The 15,213-nt window shown below is 54.5% G+C and carries 12 protein-coding genes; 9 read left to right on the forward strand and 3 right to left on the reverse strand.

The window, feature by feature from the left end:
* The first annotated feature begins 2 nt into the window (after positions 1-2).
* Genes INP79_RS01365 through INP79_RS01385 form a run of 5 tightly spaced genes read left to right on the forward strand, consistent with a single transcriptional unit; the run spans position 3 to position 4,811 of the window.
* Positions 3-1,508 (forward strand): hypothetical protein, encoded by a 1,506-nt coding sequence (locus INP79_RS01365; protein ID WP_194752634.1) that lies wholly within the window; start codon positions 3-5, stop codon positions 1,506-1,508.
* Positions 1,508-2,128, forward strand: a complete 621-nt coding sequence (locus INP79_RS01370) for a hypothetical protein (RefSeq protein WP_194752635.1) — start codon at positions 1,508-1,510, stop codon at positions 2,126-2,128. The genes INP79_RS01365 and INP79_RS01370 overlap by 1 nt, the downstream gene beginning before the upstream one ends.
* Positions 2,125-3,324 carry a hypothetical protein gene (locus INP79_RS01375; RefSeq protein WP_228519671.1) on the forward strand — a complete coding sequence of 400 codons (1,200 nt, stop codon included), beginning with the start codon at positions 2,125-2,127 and terminating at the stop codon, positions 3,322-3,324. Before INP79_RS01370 ends, INP79_RS01375 begins: the two co-directional genes overlap by 4 nt.
* Entirely contained in the window at positions 3,321-4,049 is a 729-nt protein-coding gene (locus tag INP79_RS01380) for a type II secretion system protein (protein ID WP_194752636.1), read from the forward strand. The genes INP79_RS01375 and INP79_RS01380 overlap by 4 nt, the downstream gene beginning before the upstream one ends.
* A 15-nt stretch (positions 4,050-4,064) precedes the next feature.
* Positions 4,065-4,811 (forward strand): molybdopterin-synthase adenylyltransferase MoeB, encoded by a 747-nt coding sequence (locus tag INP79_RS01385; RefSeq protein WP_194752637.1) that lies wholly within the window; start codon positions 4,065-4,067, stop codon positions 4,809-4,811.
* Here INP79_RS01385 and INP79_RS01390 read toward each other — a convergent pair.
* The gene (locus INP79_RS01390) at positions 4,808-5,026 is read right to left on the reverse strand and encodes a (2Fe-2S)-binding protein (RefSeq protein WP_194752638.1); all 219 of its coding nucleotides are present in this window, start codon (positions 5,024-5,026) and stop codon (positions 4,808-4,810) included. The genes INP79_RS01385 and INP79_RS01390 overlap by 4 nt on opposite strands.
* A 116-nt stretch (positions 5,027-5,142) precedes the next feature.
* Between INP79_RS01390 and INP79_RS01395 the strand changes: the two genes are divergently transcribed.
* Positions 5,143-6,174, forward strand: coding sequence for a zinc ribbon domain-containing protein (locus INP79_RS01395; protein WP_194752639.1), 1,032 nt, complete (start codon positions 5,143-5,145; stop codon positions 6,172-6,174).
* A 27-nt stretch (positions 6,175-6,201) separates the two neighbouring features.
* Here the strand turns inward: INP79_RS01395 and INP79_RS01400 are convergent, their stop codons facing one another.
* Together INP79_RS01400 and INP79_RS01405 are read right to left on the reverse strand one after the other, a co-directional pair.
* Positions 6,202-9,099, reverse strand: coding sequence for a valine--tRNA ligase (locus INP79_RS01400; protein WP_194752640.1), 2,898 nt, complete (start codon positions 9,097-9,099; stop codon positions 6,202-6,204).
* A 48-nt stretch (positions 9,100-9,147) separates the two neighbouring features.
* Positions 9,148-10,374 carry an FAD-binding domain-containing protein gene (locus INP79_RS01405; RefSeq protein WP_194752641.1) on the reverse strand — a complete coding sequence of 409 codons (1,227 nt, stop codon included), beginning with the start codon at positions 10,372-10,374 and terminating at the stop codon, positions 9,148-9,150.
* A 63-nt stretch (positions 10,375-10,437) separates the two neighbouring features.
* Here INP79_RS01405 and INP79_RS01410 point away from each other — a divergent pair, with 63 nt between their 5' ends.
* The 3 genes from INP79_RS01410 to INP79_RS01420 all read left to right on the forward strand — a co-directional run bounded on the left by INP79_RS01410 (position 10,438) and on the right by INP79_RS01420 (position 15,168).
* On the forward strand, positions 10,438-10,875 hold the full coding sequence (locus INP79_RS01410; protein ID WP_194752642.1) for an NfeD family protein: 438 nt from the start codon (positions 10,438-10,440) through the stop codon (positions 10,873-10,875).
* 35 nt (positions 10,876-10,910) lie between these two features.
* Positions 10,911-11,756, forward strand: a complete 846-nt coding sequence (locus tag INP79_RS01415) for an SPFH domain-containing protein (protein WP_194752643.1) — start codon at positions 10,911-10,913, stop codon at positions 11,754-11,756.
* Positions 11,757-11,877: 121 nt separating this feature from the next.
* The gene (locus INP79_RS01420) at positions 11,878-15,168 is read left to right on the forward strand and encodes a transglutaminase family protein (protein WP_194752644.1); all 3,291 of its coding nucleotides are present in this window, start codon (positions 11,878-11,880) and stop codon (positions 15,166-15,168) included.
* Positions 15,169-15,213: the final 45 nt, after the last annotated feature.

Genomic DNA, 15,213 nt, shown 5'->3' on the forward strand with positions numbered 1-15,213 from the left:
ATATGGCAAGCCATCATTTCATTGTCCTGGTCGATCAAACGTGCTGGCGTGTGGTGCATGTGCGCGGTCAGCAAGCGTTAGCCATGCGCACGTTTGAGTGTGACGATAGTAGTCGCCAGGAAATCTTGCGTTGGTGGCAACAGTTTCCGCAGGCAAGAGTCTCGTTCCTGGCCAATCATGCGGATGAACATTATCACGTGGAAACCTTGCCGCAGGTGCGTGGGTCGGCCGGGCGCCAGTTGTTACTGCGTAAGCTGGCAGCATGGCCTTTTTCGCAAGGCATGCATGCGGTTTGTCGTTTGGGCCATGTGAAAACATTACGCCGGGAGAGCCGCTTCCTATTCGTGGCACTCACTTATCCAACCCTGGTTCACTGGCTGTCGGTGTTGCAAGCACAGTCTATTCGCGTCCAGGGGGTATACACACAAGCCCTGTGCCTGGTTTGCTGGCTACCCGCGACACTGCAAGTGATGCGCGGGTTGTGTGTGCAATATATGGCACAACAAGTCCGTATCAGTTATATCTACCAGCAGCGCTTATTCTTTAGCCGCCTGATTTCGTTGCCGTCAGATACGCTTTCTACGCCAGAGGATTTTGTGAATCGGATTGTGTATGAGGTGGCGCAAATACGTATGACTTTAATTCACCAGCATTGGCTACAAGAGGCAGATGTATTATCGCTTGTCTGGCTGGGCCAGGTGCCTGTAGATCTGCCATTGTTAAAAGCGCAGTTGCCTGCTGGGTGTATATGGGCTGAGGACTCAGGGGTGGCGGGACATTTCAGTGGCAGCGACTTGCCATCGGGGCTGCATGCCATGGAATGGGCGGCGATACAGCCTATATTAAAGGGTCGGCCGTTACCTAATCTGGCCCCTGAGGCTGTGTTGTTGCTGGATAGCAGCGCGCGTATAAAGCGTCACTTGCATTGGGCAGGGGCAACGATGGTTTGTTTGATGATCCTGATCTGCTGGGTCAGCATGCAGGCTACCCACCAGGCGCAGGTGCAAATGCAGCAGGTGAAGCGCCAGCTACAAGTTGGGCGGCGTACACCCGCTGTGCATATCAATCAGGCACAGTTGTCAGGCATGCGCGCATTGACGCAAGCAGTGCAAGGGTTACAGGCTTCCGTGCGATTGCCAGAGCGTGCCTTGGCCCTGATGCAGCAGGCGTTAACGGGCATCTCTCACTGGCAGGTAGCCGCACTGGCGTGGGATTTTTCAGAGAGATCTTCGCAGGCTGATGCCGTCACTCAGCATCCCTCTCGTTGGCGGGAAACGCTCACTGTGACATGGTCGCAGGGTGGTCTTAGCGAACAGGCGGCGATGGAATGGCAGCAATTGCTCACGCGATTACGAGGGTTGCCTGAGATCGAAAAAGTAGAGCTGCTCACGCCTTCAGCATCCGCAAGCAGCGCTCAGCGGCAAGGCAATACAGGTCAGGCGCCAGCGCCGGATCACCCACCCGTGCTTAAGCTATATCTGCGGGATGTGAATGAGGCGGCCACCTGATGAAAGCCACTGCTTACCGGCCAGTGTTACGCGCGACTTTGATCAGTTGGCTGGTCGTACTATGCCTGCTTGTCGCTGTGATGGCCATCACATTAAATGACCAACGGGTTGCTGAAGATGGCTTGAGTCAGGCCAGACGTCAATGGCGGCAACAGCAGCAGCAAACAGAGCTTGAAGCTAGTTATCAGCCTGATATGCATTACTTTCTTGCGCATCGTATCGGTTGGCAAGCCCATGGCTTAATGCAGTCGCCGGATTTCGATCGTTGGGATGGCGATTTGGTCTCCATGCAGCAACGGTTTACCTTGCCACATGTTGCTTATGAAATTGCACCGACGGTGTCGTGTCCGGCAGATGCCTGTCGGGTGCAATGGCCGACCAGCCAGCCGCCGACCTTGAATTTCACGGTGACGTCCATACAACTGCGTTGGTCAGTGCCTCATGAGTCTGCTGTCATAGATTGGTTGCAGCAGCTTGAGCATGCATATGGCGGATTGTTGCTGGTGCGTCGTTGCAGTTGGATATTGGCGGAAGGCGCCGAAATGATCGCTGCGCAATGCGATCTGGACCTGTTTAATTTTCCTCATGTGTTGCCCGCTGAGCTGATAGGCGCGCAATGATAAGGTCTGCCCATGTTGCTCGAGGAGTGCAAACCGGTGTCGCTATCTGGATGGTGTTGCTGTTGTTGTCTGGCATGGGTACATGGATGCTATATAAAGTACCTGGAAGTTATCCTGCCCGGCAGCGAGCGATGCAACAAACAATCGCAGCATTGGCGATGGCGCAGCAAGCCTTATTGTCTTATGCACAGCAGTCTTTGGGGACGACTCCGTGTGAATTGAATTGTCCGCGACCTGGTGATTTGCCCTGCCCGGACCGCAATAATGATGGCATTGCTGAAACCTCATGTAGCAATACCTCACGTATGGGGCGGCTGCCGTGGAAAACACTGGGGGTGGGCGATGTGCGCGATGGCAGTGGCGAGCGCTTATGGTATGCCGTCTCCGAGCGCTACAAAAACAATCCGCGCCTGCGACCCTTAAATCTGGATACGGCAGGCACATGGAGTGTGGTTTCGTCAGGAGGTGTGGTGTGGGATGCGACACAAGGCAATGGGGTGGTTGCCGTGTTAATTGCGCCCATGCAGCCGCTCACGCGGGAGGATGGCTGGGTACAGCAACGTATAGACGCGACCAGTGAGGTAGCAAAGCATTACCTGGATATACAGGGGGCTACCGATAATGCCAATCCGCAGGAAAACGCAGCACGTAGCTTTGTCAGTACATCATCCAGCATACATTTCAACGATGTTGTCTGGCCAATCACCACCAGTCAAATGCATCAGGTCATGCAAAAACAAGTGCTGGCAGAGGTGAGGCGCAGCCTGCGCTGTGTTGCGTTATCTTGCCTTAGTTACCCGCCGCCCGCCGCCGTTGGCGATAGTAGTTGTTTGGGCAACCAAGCCTTGAGTGCCGGACAATGCTTTTCTGCGGCGGTCAGTATCGGCCGCTTACCGCTCGATGCGAACGCGCACTGGCCATGGGCGACACAGCATGTGCTGGACGGTAACCCACAACATCATTGGTTTCAGCAGAATGCATGGCGCGAACAAGTGTTTTACCTGCCAGGTCAAACGCAGGCCAGTATTATCCTGGCGGGTGAGCGCTTGGCCGGGCAGATCCGTGACAGTGCTACGGATAAACTGCATCTGAACGCCTATCTTGAGGCATCCACCTTGCTTGCGCTGCATGTGCAAGATGCCTCTGTGCTTAATCTGCCGAGCAATGACTTGCAGGATAAGGCGAGTCGGCCATGAATCTGGCGCCGCAAACTCGCCCAATTTGCCTCAGGTCCGTCATTTCTGGGTTTAGCTTGCTAGAAATGGCGCTGGCATTGGTGATTTTAAGTTTGATGATGGGCTGGCTGATGACGCCATTGCGTGTGCAGCAAGCCTTGCAAAAATATCAGCAAACAGAGCAACGGCTTTATGCAGCACAGCAGGCATTGCTTGGCCACGCGATTATTTATCATTACTTGCCCTGCCCGGATACCGACCAACCGCCAGATGGCTTGGAAAATGTATCGGCAAACCAAAGTTGTGTAGGGGATGAAGGTGTGCTGCCATGGCTACAACTAGGCCTGGTGGCGACCGATGCCTGGGGACGTTTTTTGCGCTACCGTGCTGATAGTACCTTTACGCACCACGCACAATGGTTCTCTGTGTCCGCGGCCGAGAATGCCAGCAATATTCAAGTGGTGGGGGACGCCGGAGCGTTAATCAGTGCGCCCAGCCGCCCCGCAGCTATTATCCTTTCGCATGGCGAAAACGGGCTGGGTGGCATACAATCGGTGTCTGGCGGGCAAGCCTTTGTGATGACTGCCCCTGTGCATGTAGATGAGCAGGAAAATGTTGATGGCGACCTGGTTTTTGTCGATAAAGCCCAGCAGCAGGCGGGTGGTGCGGTGTTTGATGACCGCTTGGTCATGTTGTCGCCCAAAGTGTTAATTCAGCAAATGGTGCAGGCGCAGCGCCTGCCTTGAATAAACGGATTTTTAATGCAAGACGATTTATTGTTACGTTACAGTCGGCACATCATGTTGCCGCAGGTTGAATACGCCGGGCAGGAAAAGCTCACGCAAAGCCATGCGCTGATTATCGGCGCCGGAGGCTTGGGTGCGCCAGTTGCCATGTATCTGGCTGCTGCTGGCGTGGGTACTTTAACCATTTGCGATTTTGACCACGTGGATTTAACCAACCTGCAACGGCAGATTATTCACACCACTGCTGCGGTCGGGCAGAACAAAGCCCTGTCTGCGCAGGCGACGATTGCTCGCCTGAATCCTGAGGTCAAAGTGAATGTCGAGACAACGCGGCTTAATAATGACGCGCTTGCCGCACGTGTTGCCGAGGCAGATGTAGTGATTGACTGCTCGGATAATTTTGCTACGCGCTACTTGCTGAACCAGCTTTGCTTTAGCCACAAAACACCACTCGTTTCGGGCGCTGCCATCCGTTTTGAAGGGCAGTTAAGCGTATTTGATTTTCGTCATGACGAAAGCCCTTGTTATCACTGTCTGTATCCCGATGTCGGGGATGATCAGGCCTTGCGTTGTGCCGATAACGGGGTTTTTGCGCCGCTGGTGGGCATGATAGGCACCGCGCAGGCGGCGGAGGCGATCAAGGTTTTGCTTAATATTGGCCAAACCATGCAGGGCCGATTGCTGCTGCTGGATGCGCTGAGTGCCGAATGGCGCACGATACGCCTGAAAAAAGACCCGTCTTGCACGGTGTGCGCGCATTAGGTCTTGGGTGCTTGTGTGGGGTGTTTTGCGTTGAGGGCATTCACCAGTTCGGTAATCTCCCATTCACAGCCGCCACAGCCGCTGAGGGCACCCGAGTAGCGTGAAATGCCTTCAATATCTTTGCCTTGCGCGACCAGGTCGGTAATTAGCCCGCGCGTCGTCCCGCTGCAACTGCACAGAACTTCTTTCGGGTTTTCTTCGTCTGCTTCAGGCATCTTGCTATCCTTTAAAACATCATTTTAACGGCAGATGCTGGGCTTGTGTCAGACTTTGGCTTGCTGCTGGGCTCAAAGCCCGTTAGCATCGATAAACATCCAATCAGGAGCTGCTGATGAATAAAGGTGTTCGTTTATCCGAAAAGTGGTTTAACCGTGCATTGTGGGCGGTGGCTTTTATCTTCGCCTGGTTTTTAACCGGTTTAGGAAAGAATATTATCGGCGACCTGCCGCGGGTGGAGGCTGAGTACACCACCGAGCACTTTGTTAACCATCGTGCCATGGAGCCTTTGCGCACTGAGTTGGGCGATCTTGTTCAGCAACGGCAACGATTGGCAGATCAACTGGAGCAAGCCAGTTTACAGCTCACAATTCGACAAAAGGATTACCAAGCGGCGCGCAGTACTTTTGATAATTGGGTAGCCACGCGAGACGTGACGCAGTTATCAACGCAGGATGATGAGTTGGTCAGGCGCACACAGCAATTGGATGCGCTGAAAGTGCAGGAGCGCAACGCTGAAAAGGCGGTAGAGCATATTCAGCAGAAGCAAACAAACCTGTTTCAGCATGAGGCGCAACTGCAAACACAGATCAATGCCATGGAAGAGGTGGCGCGTAAAAAATTCGATGAGGCTTACCAACACAAGGCAACGCGGGTATTTTTGTATAGGCTGTTGCTGACGCTGCCTTTGCTGGGGCTCGCCGCCTGGTTGTTTGTGAAACAGCGCAAATCCCAGTACTGGCCTTTCGTATGGGGCTTTATTATCTTTGCATTGATGGCATTCTTCGTTGAACTGGTGCCGTATTTGCCAGATTATGGTGGTTATGTGCGCTATCTGGTAGGTATCTTGCTCACGGTGGTGGGTGGGAAATATGCCATTGCTGCCCTGCAGCGTTATCTGGCGCAGCAGCAGTTGGCAGAGTCGCAACCTGAATTTCAGCGTCGTGAAGAGTTGGGGTATGACACCGCGCTAGAGCGCTTGGGCAAGGGTATTTGCCCAGGGTGTGAGCGGCAGGTAGACCTGAAAAATGAACATAATGATTTTTGTATGCATTGTGGCATTTGTTTGCACAATTATTGCGGTGGCTGCAACGCAAGAAAAAATGCCTTTGCCAAGTTTTGCCACAAGTGCGGCACCGTCGCCTGAGGCGGCAACGGTGCCGGTGTGTTTACATTATTTCAATTTTGCCAATTGCGCTTGCAGCTTATCCAGGTTGGCACTGAACTCTGCCAGGCGGGCTTTCTCCTGATCAACCACGGCCACAGGTGCTCGGGCGACAAAGCTTTCGTTGCCCAGTTTGCTGTTGGCTTTGGTAATTTCACCCTGCAAACGCGCAATTTCTTTACCCAGACGCTCTTTTTCAGCGGCAACATCAATTTCCACTTTGAGCATCAGCTTAAAGTCAGCCGCCAGCATCACTGGCGCATCGGCTTCTGGGAGTTCAGCCACAATGTCGACGTTCTCCAGCTTGGCCAGTGACTTGAGGTAAGGCGCAAAAGCGGCCAGTTGTTCAGCGTCACCAGCGGCAATCAATGGCACTTTGGCAGCGGGTGAGATGCTCATTTCACCACGCAAGCTCCGGCAAGCCTCAACCGCCGTTTTCAGGGTGGCCACCCAGGCTTCGGCCTGCACATCAATTTTTTCCAGGTCCGCTTTCGGGTAGGCTTGCAGCATGATGCTGTCAGTGCCGCGTGACTTGTCTTTCAGCTCAGTCATCGGCGCGATGGTCTGCCAGATTTCTTCGGTAATAAACGGAATAATTGGGTGCGCCAGGCGCAAGATCGTTTCTAATACGCGCAGCAAGGTGCGGCGTGTAGCACGTTGCTCAGCCTCACTGCCGCCCTGGATCTGTACCTTGGCGATTTCCAGGTACCAGTCGCAATACTGGTCCCAGACAAACTCGTAAATGGCCTTGGCAGCCAGGTCAAAGCGGTAATCGTTAAAGGCACGCTCGACTTCAGCTTCAGTGCGCTGCAGCAGTGAGACTATCCAGCGGTCTGCCTGGCTGAACTTGCGGCCGCCATCCTCACAACTTTCCACGCCAAAGCCATTGTCTTGGCCTTCTGTGTTCATCAGCACAAAACGGGTGGCGTTCCACAGTTTGTTGCAGAAGTTGCGATACCCTTCGCAGCGTTGCAGGTCAAATTTGATGTCTCGGCCAGGCGAAGCCAGGCTGGCAAAGGTAAAGCGAAGTGCATCGGTGCCGTAAGCGGCGATCCCTTCCGGGAATTCCTTACGCGTGCGCTTCTCGATTTTTTCGGCATCTTTCGGGTTCATCAGGCCGGTGGTGCGTTTTTTCACCAATGACTCCAGGTCGATACCGTCAATTAGATCTATCGGGTCCAGCACATTGCCTTTGGACTTGGACATTTTCTGGCCTTCCGCATCGCGGATCAGCCCGTGCACATAGACGTGCTTGAACGGGATTTTGCCGGTGATGTGCTTGGTCATCATGACCATGCGCGCTACCCAGAAGAAGATAATATCGAAACCGGTGACGAGCACTGATGATGGCAGGTATTGCTGTAAAGCCTGGTTTTGCGCGTCAACCGCGTCATTGCCCGTCCAGTCCAGTGTAGAGAATGGCCACAGGGCAGACGAGTACCAGGTATCCAGCACATCGTTATCACGTGTCAGGGCCCCGGTGTCACCGTCTTTAGCGGCTATGGCTTTTGCTTCAGCCTCATCGTGCGCTACATAGACTTTACCGTGTTCGCTATACCAGGCCGGGATCTGATGCCCCCACCACAGCTGGCGAGAAATACACCAGTCTTGAATGTTGTTCAGCCACTGGTTGTAAGTATTCACCCAGTTTTCCGGGTAAAACTTGATTTCGCCATTAGCAACCACTTCTAGCGCTTTTTCGGTGATGCTCTTGCCGTCATCTCCGGCTTTGCTCATTGCCACAAACCACTGGTCGGTGAGCATGGGCTCAATCACCACATTGGTGCGGTCGCCACGTGGCACTTTCAGTTTGTGTTTTTCCACTTTCACCAAGAAGCCGGCGGCTTCCAGGTCGGCCACAACTTGTTTGCGCGCAGCAAAACGCTCCAGCCCGACCAGGTTGGCTGGTAGGTTGATCGCTGCTTTGGCGCTGCCGTCAGCGGCGTAGACTTCAGCGCTTGCAGGCACAAAGCCTTGCAGGTTGAGGATGACGACTTTGTCCAGGCCCTGGCGTTGACCGACCATATTGTCGTTAAAGTCGTGGGCTGGCGTGACTTTTACCACGCCGGTACCAAATTCTTTGTCCACATACTCGTCGGCGATGACCGGAATTTCGCGGGAGCACAACGGAAGAGTGACATTTTTGCCAATCAGGTGTGCATAGCGCTCATCTTCCGGGTGCACCATCACGGCGACGTCGCCCAGCATGGTTTCCGGACGAGTTGTCGCCACGGTCAGTGAGCCTGAGCCATCCGCCAGTGGGTAATTGATATGCCACATGGAGCCGTCTTCTTCTTCCTGGACTACTTCCAGGTCGGACACGGCAGTGCCCAGTTTCACATCCCAGTTAACTAATCTTTTTCCTCTGTAGATCAGGCCTTCGTTATAGAGGCGTACAAAAGTTTCGGTGACGACTTTGTTGAGGCCTGCGTCCATGGTGAAGCGCTCACGCTGCCAGTCAGGCGAGGTGCCCAGGCGACGCATCTGTTTGGTGATGGTGCCGCCGGAATATTCTTTCCACTCCCAGACCTTTTCCAGAAACTTTTCACGACCCAGGTCATGGCGGCTCACGCCTTGTGCATCGAGCTGGCGTTCCACCACAATTTGCGTGGCAATGCCTGCGTGGTCTGTGCCTGGTTGCCATAAGGTGTTGTCGCCACGCATGCGGTGGTAGCGGGTCAGCGCGTCCATGATGGTCTGGTTAAAGCCATGGCCCATGTGCAGCGTGCCGGTGACGTTGGGTGGGGGCAGCAAAATGCAGAAGTTATCCTGCACTTGCGGGTTCATGCCGGCGGCGTAAAAGCCTTTACCCTCCCAAAAAGCATACCATTGGCTTTCTATGGTTTTTGGGTCGAATGATTTTGCGAGTTCGCGGTTGGTTTGAGTGTTTGATGTCGGAGTATTCATGCGCGGGATTTTACCACGCCACACAGGCTCGCAGCGCAGGCGCAGGCGCTAGTTTGTGCAAAGGCCGCGCGTGAGGGTGGGTTCTACCGCTTTCCAGTAACGGCTGAAACGCATGAGTTGGTGGTCGCTTAACGGTGTTTCTGTCAAAACAGGCTCGGTACGCCACTCAATATCAAGTCCTGCTGCTGCTTGTTTGAGTGCCTGTTGCGGAGTGTTTTGGGTGATGATGCGTCCCTGCGCGAGCCGCGCCAGTACTTGATTGGTCTGTCCTATCCAGATATCTACCCCTGGCATTTCAGCCAGGCAGTCAGCCATAAATTGCAAGCGCTTGAGTGGCCAGTGCTGGTACAGTGCCGGGTCGAATATAAATACAGCGGGCAGGTTAAAGACGCATAGCGCATGCGTTGGTGACAGCATCTCGTCGTGTATCCATACCAGGCTCGCGACGCCTTTGGGCGTGGGTTCAGGCGGGTTCAGATGATGGACGGGTTTTTTTGCGACCACTGCATCAGTAAACAGTTGTTGGTGCAATTGTTCATAACTGCCTTCAAACGGGCAGGTGACCCGGCATTGCTGGCACCAGGATTCACCGCCAAACTTGATCAGGTTTTCTTTGTTAAAAAGATAAGGTTTATTACTGAAACTGGAGGCGATCCATTGCCAGGACAGATGGTTGGATGCCGTGTCGCCATCCAGTAGTTGTGTTTCAAACCAATCCGCAGCCTGTCGCCAGTCTACTTTGAGCCAATGCACGACATAAGCCGCAAACCACATGCGTGCGTGGTTGTGTAAATAGCCATGTTGCTGCAATTGACGCACGATTTCATCCATGCATACCAGCCCGGTGAAGCCTTGTGCAATAAAGTCTGGCATGGGCCTATCGCCTAAGCCCACTTTGGGAGACTCCATGGGCTGCATGATAGCTTCACCAAACCGGTACCAGACCTGGCGGAAATAATCGCGGTAACTCAATTCGGCGGCGAGTTTGTGCGCGTGTTTGCCAAATCGTGCCCGCACGTCCGCCATGGTTTCTGGTAGCGACAGGCAGCCATGGCGCAGGTAGGGCGATAACCCGGTCACTGCGCCTGTGAGCTGGTTGCGGCTACGCGCGTAGTCTTCAGCGTCCACTGACGATAGCCGTGCTAATGCAGACGCACGTCCGCCTTGCCAGGCCGGGGACAAGTCTGGCCCCGAGGCTTGCGGAAAATATTCCCTGATTTGCTGCAGGCGCGTGACGCGGTCTGCAGCGAGCGTGATGAGGGCTGGCGGGTTCATAGCGCACCATTTTGACACAACTAGTGATACCATGAGTTGCAATTTCGTTGGAAAGGTGTGCGAATGACGACATTATGGTGGTGGTGTGGGCTGGGGCTTATACTGCTGTGCATGGAAATGCTGTTAGGAACCCTGTATTTTTTGTGGCTAGGCATCGCTGCTTTGGTGATGGCGATGTTGTGCGCTGTTTTTACCGAGATGCCATTAGCGTTACAGGCATTGAACTACGCGGTGTTGTCTGCGGTTGCCCTCGGCGTGATGCGTAAGCTGGAAAAGCGTAAGCCTGCGTTACGTGTGGGCCAGGCACAAGGAGAGGAAATCGGTCGTGAAGGCATTGTGACGGTCGCGATTTCACCCCAGCAAGCAGGCAAGATACGCTTCAGCCAGGGGGTGCTAGGCAGCCGCGAGTGGGTGGCCTATGCCGATACTGCAATTGCCGAACAGCAAGCAGCGAAGGTCGTTGCGGTAGAGGGTAACAGTTTGCGTGTGGTGCCTGTCTAGCCAAGCATTAACTTAATTGAATCAAGGGAGTAGTCATGACCGAAGTCAGTGTCATTGTGATCGTATTAGTAGTGATTGCCATCGTTAAAGGCGTACGTATTGTGCCGCAGGGCGAGGAGTGGGTAGTTGAGCGCCTGGGTAAGTTTGCTGGCATTTTAACGCCAGGGTTACATGTGATTAACCCGATTTTGAGTACTGTCAGCTACAAAGTGACTACCAAAGACATTATTCTGGATGTGCCAGAGCAGGAAGTGATTACGCGCGATAACGCGGTGATTCTGGCCAATGCGGTGGCGTTTATCAAAGTCACCAATATCGAACGTGCCGTGTATGGCATTGAAAACTTCCGCGAAGCCATGCGCAATATGGTCCAAACCAGTTTGCGCTCGATTATTGGTGGCATGGACTTAAACCATGCATTGACCTCGCGTGACCGCATCAAGGCAGAGTTGAAAGAGGCGATTGCCGATGAGGCGCTGGATTGGGGGCTGACCGTGAAAAGCGTTGAGATTCAAGACATCAAGCCCTCTGCCAATATGCAGGATGCCATGGAGAGGCAGGCCGCTGCTGAGCGTGAACGTGTGGCGGTGGTGACCGAGGCTGAGGGTGCCAAACAATCCCTGATTTTGAATGCAGAGGCGCGCCTGGAAGCGGCGCGCAAAGATGCAGAAGCGCAGATGGTCGGTGCCAAGGCGTCGGCCGAGGCGATCAAAATGATTACGGAAGCGGTGAAAGAAAATAACGCCTCGGCGACGTTCTTGCTCGGTGACCGCTATATTCAATCCCTGCAAAAAATGGCGGATTCCAATAACAGCAAAATCGTGGTCATGCCGGGTGATGTCGTCAGCGCTGTGAAAAGCCTGGTGGGTGGCGGCAAATAAGCCATCCCTCACTTTCGCCTGTTTCTTGTGTTTTCCAGCTGCGTCGTGGCCTGTTTGCCCGCAGCTGGCATATTTCCTGCATCTTCACTGCCTAAAATCATAATTCCTAAAAGGAGTGGCAGTGGCTATCCGTGTCGCTTTACATCACCGCACGCGTTATCAGTTCGACCGACTGGTCAATTTATCTCCACATGAAGTCCGCTTAAAGCCTGCCGCGCATGCGCGCACGCCTGTGCTGTCATATTCATTGACGGTGAATCCGGAAAAGCACTTTATCAATTGGCAGCAAGACCCTTACGGCAACTATATTGCCCGTTTTGTATTCCCCGAAATGGTGCGTGAGCTCGATTTTACGGTCGATTTGGTGGCAGACATGACCGTCATCAACCCGTTTGATTTCTTTGTGGAGAAGTATGCTGAGCACTTTCCATTCAGCTACGCCGAGCAACAGGCTTTTGAACTGACCGCCTATTTGCAAGCGGAGCCCATGGGGCCTTTGCTCACGGAATGGATGGACGTCATACGCAGTGAGGTGGTGCAGCCGGAGGTTGGTATTGTCGATTTCTTGGTGGCGGTGAACCAGCGCCTGCAAGGGGCGATTGGTTACACCGTGCGCATGGAGCCAGGCATACAGACGCCGGAAGACACCTTGCAAAAACGTACGGGTTCCTGCCGTGACTCCGCCTGGTTGCTGGTGCAAGTGATGCGCCAGCTTGGCCTGGCGGCGCGCTTTGTTTCTGGCTACCTGATACAGCTAAAAGCTGATATTGAGGCGCTGGATGGCCCCAGCGGCACGGATAAAGATTTTACCGACTTGCATGCCTGGACTGAAGTGTTCATCCCCGGCGCTGGTTGGGTCGGGCTGGACCCGACGTCCGGTTTGATGGCAGGCGAAGGGCATATTCCGCTGGCTTGCACGGCGTTACCATCTTCGGCCGCACCAGTGATGGGATTTACCGATGTCGCCGAAGTGACGTTTAGCCACGAGATGCGTGTCACCCGTATTCACGAAGATCCGCGTGTGACCAAGCCTTATAGCGAACAAGACTGGCAAGCCATTGTGAAGCTGGGCGAGCAGGTCGATAAACAACTGAACAAGATGGATGTGCGCCTGACGCAGGGCGGTGAGCCGACCTTTGTCTCGATTGATGATATGGATGGCGCGCAGTGGAACACCTTGGCGCTGGGGGAGCATAAGCGCCAACTGGCAGGAGATCTGGCATTGCGGCTCAAGGCCCAGTTCGCGCCTCACGGCTTTTTGCATTACGGCCAGGGCAAGTGGTATCCCGGTGAGCCGTTGCCGCGCTGGGCGATTAATATCTACTGGCGGCCTGATGGCAAGCCGGTATGGCGTGATGCCAGCCTATTTTCTGCCGAAAGTGGTCAGGATGGCTACACTGCGAAACAGGCGCAGGCATTTGCACGGCATCTGGCCGATATGCTGGGATTCCCGCCTGCCTGTCTGGTGCCTGCCTATGAAGATGTGTGGTCGCTGGCACAGCAAGAGCAGCAGTTGGCGCACAATATTGACCCGCTCAAGGCTGACTTGAAGGATGGTGCCGAGCGTAAACGGCTGGCCAATGTGCTGAACCAGGGCTTAGGCTCGGTCGTCGGTTACGTCATGCCATTGAAACCAATAGAGTCGCAAGTGGCCGGTGAATGGCTGACCAGCAAGTGGCCATTGCGGCGCGAGCATCTCTATTTGCTGGCGGGCGATTCGCCCATGGGGTTGCGCTTGCCGCTTTCTTCATTGCCATGGCAACTGCCTGCGGAGATTGAACCGGAATTTGCGCTGGACTCGTTTGCTGAGCAGGCGGCGCTGGGTGATGCCAAGGTGCCCAAAGTCAGGTTAAAACACAAAACAAGCCAGCCCACCGCGCGCGAAGTCATTCATACCGCCTTGTGTGTGCAGGTCAGGCAAGGCCGCTTATATGTATTTATGCCACCGGTGACACGGCTGGAGGATTACCTGGATTTGCTGAGTGCCATTGAGCAGACCGCCAGTGACCTCAAGCTCAAGCTGTGGCTGGAGGGCTATACGCCACCGCGCGATAGTCGCCTGAAGTTACTCAGTGTGACACCAGACCCTGGCGTGATTGAAGTCAATATTCATCCGTCCAGCAGTTGGAAGGAACTGGTCGCGAATGTCAGCACCTTATATGAAGCGGCGCGTGTATGCCGGTTAGGCACAGAGAAATTCATGCTGGATGGCCGCCACACGGGGACGGGCGGTGGTAACCATGTGACGCTGGGCGGCGAAACAGCCGCCGACAGCCCGCTGTTAAGACGGCCGGATGTGTTGCGCAGCCTGATTACCTACTGGCAAAACCACCCTGCACTGTCTTATTTGTTTTCCGGTACATTTATTGGCCCCACCAGCCAGGCGCCGCGGGTGGATGAGGCGCGCGACGATAATTTGTACGAGCTGGGCATTGCTTTCCAGCAGATGGAGAAAATGCTGCCGCCGGGCAAAGAAAGTGCGCAGCCCTGGCTGGTCGACCGCTTGTTGCGGCATTTGCTGGTCGATTTGACCGGTAACACGCATCGCGCCGAGTTTTCTATCGACAAACTATATTCGCCAGATGGCCCGACCGGGCGGCTGGGGCTGGTGGAGTTCCGAGCGTTTGAAATGCCGCCGCATGCGCGCATGAGCCTGCTGCAAAGTTTGTTGTTACGTGCCCTGGTCGCACGCTTCTGGAAAACGCCTTATACCGGCAAGCTGGTGCATTGGGGCACTGAATTACATGACCGCTGGATGTTGCCACATTTTGTGGCACAGGATATGGCCGATGTGGTGGCCGACTTGCGTGCGGCAGGTTATGCCTTTGAGCAGCGCTGGTTTGAGCCGTTTGTCGAGTTCAGGTTTCCGCGTTATGGCACCGTGGCTTATCACGGCATAGAGCTGGAGCTGCGGCAGGCCATAGAGCCATGGAACGTGCTGGGTGAGGAGGTGTCTGGCGGCGGCACAGCGCGTTATGTGGACTCATCCGTGGAGCGCATGCAGTTGCGTGTGCGTGGCCTGACGGACGGCCGACATGTGGTGACCTGTAATGGCCGTCCGTTGCCCTTGCAGGCAACCGGCAATGCGGGCGAGCATGTGGCGGGTATCCGCTTCCGCGCCTGGAACCCGTGGTCAGCCTTGCATCCGACCATCCCGGTACAAGCGCCTTTGGTGTTCGACCTGGTAGATACCTGGAGTGGCAAGTCATTAGGTGGGTGCACCTATCATGTGTCGCATCCGGGTGGGCGCAATTACAATACTTTCCCGGTGAATGCCAATGAGGCAGAGGCGCGCCGATTTGCCCGTTTCTGGGCGCATGGACACACGCCGGGCGAGATGTGTGTGGTAAAAGAACCACCTAACCCGCGTTTTCCGTTTACGCTGGACCTGCGTTGGCAGGCCAATGGGTGAACATCCTGTTACACTCATTGTCTTGTAATGTAATGTATTTTTTCT

The sequence above is a fragment of the Methylophilus sp. QUAN genome (assembly GCF_015354445.1).
GTDB lineage: Bacteria > Pseudomonadota > Gammaproteobacteria > Burkholderiales > Methylophilaceae > Methylophilus.